Annotated in this window: 4 protein-coding genes; 3 read left to right on the top strand and 1 reads right to left on the bottom strand. The window is 67.8% G+C overall.

The window, feature by feature from the left end; all coding sequences use genetic code 11:
- Window positions 1–941 (bottom strand): hypothetical protein (locus A5652_RS02245; protein ID WP_197513707.1); only part of this gene is annotated, 941 nt, incomplete at its 3' end.
- A 114-nt stretch (window positions 942–1055) separates the two neighbouring features.
- Here A5652_RS02245 and A5652_RS02240 point away from each other — a divergent pair.
- From A5652_RS02240 to A5652_RS02230, 3 genes are all read left to right on the top strand, one after another.
- Complete coding sequence (locus A5652_RS02240; protein ID WP_067346216.1) at window positions 1056–1811, top strand: maleylpyruvate isomerase family mycothiol-dependent enzyme; 756 nt, start codon at window positions 1056–1058, stop codon at window positions 1809–1811.
- 27 nt (window positions 1812–1838) lie between these two features.
- Window positions 1839–2210 (top strand): nuclear transport factor 2 family protein, encoded by a 372-nt coding sequence (locus tag A5652_RS02235; RefSeq protein WP_067346214.1) that lies wholly within the window; start codon window positions 1839–1841, stop codon window positions 2208–2210.
- 26 nt (window positions 2211–2236) lie between these two features.
- Window positions 2237–2498 (top strand): sugar phosphate nucleotidyltransferase (locus tag A5652_RS02230; RefSeq protein ID WP_156745107.1); only part of this gene is annotated, 262 nt, incomplete at its 3' end.

The following is a 2498-nucleotide window of genomic DNA, read 5'->3' as shown; positions in this document are numbered from 1 at the left end:
GCTTTTGGCTGCCCCGTCGTCAGGCCCAATTCCAGCAGCAGGAACGGATTCGTGGTGGCGGCTTCGTCATTCGTTTGAATGTGATAGCCGACGAGGGCGGGTTCGCCGTCTCGCACCATGTGTGGACGGTCCACCCAGCGCGCGGGATCGGCACGGCACAACATCTCGCCCAGATACCACGTGGCGCCCTCGACGAAGTCCGCGTTGGCCGGGTCGTAAAGACTTTCGACCGTCGGCGTCACGTCATGCGTCAATTCGGTAAGCGCGTCAACGCTTTCCGGGGTGTTGTCCCACGCCCCCGGATAGCGGCTTTTCCAAGCGGGAAAGTCTTGCCGGCGCGCGACCAGCCACGCGTCCAATCCGGTCGATGCGGCAGGCGTGTCGTAGATGTCGATGCCGACCACCCCGCGCTTCGGCGGGGTGGTGACCTTGGCTTGCCACGTGGCGTAGGTGCGCGCCACTGGCCCGCTGTCATTTCCCGGCCGATCCGCGACCGTGGCCAGCAACAGATGCAGCGGAGAAACGGGTTCGAGTCCCAGCCCGTCGCCCGGAATTGCGAGGGGGATCCCGACCGCAGCGTCTTCGGCATCTGGCCAGGCCCAGATCTGGGTGGTGACCGCTTCGGCAAGGGAGGCGTCGGCCAGCGGCGGAAGGGCCCGCTGCGCGAAGCCCGGTTCGTCGTCCCATTGCCAGCGCCCGCCGGTGAGGTGTATCAGGGAAAGCCCGACGTAGGCCATCAGGGCCTGCACGAGCGAACGCTCCTGGGGCGACAGCATTCGCGCGGTTGTCTCAAACAGTTCCCGGGTAAGGGATTCCACCGCCTGCAGCGACTCGATCGAGTAGTCCAGTTGCAACCCTCGGGGGCCGAGGTTGTCCTGCAGCCCGCCTACCGCCGGGGCGATCCCACTCTCCCAATCGGCGGCCAGCCCTTGGCGATCCACCCCAGCACTCCTCCCGACCCGCATTGGTTAGTAAGACTGCCCTGTCGACCCGACCCGCTCAAGTCACGGCAGCGATGTGCCGGACGCGTACGCCATGCGGGTAGCGTGACCGGCGTGGACTTCGCCGGCGCATTCCTCGACGAGAATCGGGCCTTCGCAGAGCTCTTTCAGGATGTCGATGAGGCCACGCCCGTGTCCACCTGCCCGGGCTGGACCCTCCGACAACTCTTCCGCCACGTCGGCCGCGGCGACCGGTGGGCGGCGCAGATCGTGCGCGAGCGACTCGACAGCTACCTCGATCCCCGCACGGTGGAGGGCGGCAAGCCGCCGCCCGATCCGGCCGGCGCGATCGCCTGGCTGCAGGGCGGTGCTCAGCGGCTGATCGACGCCGTCGAGCTGACCGGGGTGGAAACCCCCGTCTGGACGTTCCTCGGGCCGCGCCCGGCGAACTGGTGGGTCCGGCGCCGCCTGCACGAGGTCGCGGTGCACCGCGCCGACGCGGCGATCGCGCTGGGCAGCGATTTCACCCTGGAGCCCGGTGTGGCCGCCGACGGGATCACCGAATGGCTGGAGCGGGTGGCGATCCAGGCGGGCGCCGGGGGGACGCCGCTCCCGCTCGAGCGGGGCGACACCCTGCATCTGCACGCCACCGATGGCGGGCTGGGTGACGACGGCGAGTGGACGGTCGCCGTCGAGGAGGGCCGGATCGCCTGGTCGCACCGGCACGGCAAGGGCAGCGCCGCGCTGCGCGGTGGGGCGACCGAGCTACTGCTGGCGATGCTGCGCCGCCGGCGACTGGCCGAGACGGGAGTCGAACTGTTCGGTGACGCCGCCGTGTGGGATCGCTGGTTGGACCGTACGCCCCTCTAGCCGAGGGCGGCGCGGTAATTTGCACACATGACCACATCGGAGATCGCCACCGTTCTGGCATGGCACGACGCCCTCAACTCTGCTGACCTGGCCACCCTGGAATCCCTGTCCAGCGACGACATCGAGATGGGCGACGCGCACGGAGCCATGCAGGGCCACGAAGCTCTGCGCAACTGGGCCACCTCGCACCGGGAGACCACTCAGCTCGGTCAGATGTACGTGCACGACGGCGTCGTCGTCGCCGAACAAAAACAGAGCAGTTCTGACGGTCCGGGGGCGGCCACCAGCGCGCTGGCATTCCGCGTCGTCCGTGACCATGTCACCTCGGTCTTCCGGCACGACAGCTTGGCGACGGCGCTGGCGGCCACCGAGCTGACCGAGTCCGACGCCGTCGAATAGGGCAGATCGAGGCATCAGGAGCTCCAATGCGCGGAATCATCCTTGCCGGCGGGTCGGGCACTCGTCTGCATCCGATCACCACGGGCATAAGTAAGCAGCTGCTGCCGGTTTATGACAAACCGATGGTTTACTACCCGCTGTCCACCCTGATGATGGCCGGTATCCGCGACATCCTGGTGATCACCACCCCACACGACGTGCCCGGATTCCAGCGACTGCTGGCCGACGGCTCTCAGTTCGGCGTCAACATCACTTACGTGACGCAGGAACAGCCCGATGGCCTGGCCC

This window comes from Mycobacterium sp. 1165178.9 (assembly GCF_001673555.1).
Taxonomy (GTDB): Bacteria; Actinomycetota; Actinomycetes; order Mycobacteriales; family Mycobacteriaceae; genus Mycobacterium.
The sequence above is the reverse complement of the archived record's forward strand: the minus strand, read 5'-3'. Positions and strand labels throughout refer to the sequence as shown.

What these genes read in the sequence shown, in the direction of transcription:
- A5652_RS02235 (WP_067346214.1), top strand. Translation starts at nt 1,839, where the DNA reads ATGACCACATCGGAGATCGCCACCGTTCTGGCATGGCACGACGCCCTC.